This is a genomic window from Croceicoccus esteveae (assembly GCF_031846435.1).
GTDB lineage: Bacteria > Pseudomonadota > Alphaproteobacteria > Sphingomonadales > Sphingomonadaceae > Croceicoccus > Croceicoccus esteveae.
Window position 1 is genome coordinate 1 of the sequence record NZ_JAVRHS010000034.1, and the last position, 464, is coordinate 464.

The following is a 464-nucleotide window of genomic DNA, read 5'->3' on the forward strand; positions in this document are numbered from 1 at the left end:
CTAGGCAGTAAACTCATAAACTGAGTTGCGCGAGGCGTTGGAGGTTGATTGAAGGCTCTGGGCAGGAGCCTTGCCAATGCGTCGCCGTTTTGAACTGACAGATTTCGAGCGGGCAGTGATCGATCCGCCGCGTCCGAACAAGCCACGTGGCGTGCCGCGTGTGATGATCGGCGGGTGATCCACGGGATGTTGTGGCGGTTTGGTACCGGCAGTTCCCGGGCGGATGTTCGGGAGCGCTGGCCCGCACACCACCTGCTACAATCGCTTCGTCCGCTGGCGCAAGGCGGGTGTGTGGGGCGGGCTGCTGGCGGCGGTTTCTCCAAGCCTTGACGGCGAACTGGTGATGATCGACAGTTCTTCCATTCGGGTTCACCAGCACGGTGCAACTCTAAAAAGGGGGATCCAGATCGCTGCATGGGAGGTTCCCGCGGCGGTCTGACAATCAGGATCCACGCGCTGGCAGG

1 pseudogene is annotated in these 464 nt (G+C 61.4%); it reads left to right on the plus strand.

The features are described 5' to 3' along the window. Window positions 1-76: 76 nt before the first annotated feature. Window positions 77-464 (plus strand): annotated as a pseudogene (locus tag RM533_RS13630) (transposase); the annotation flags it as partial.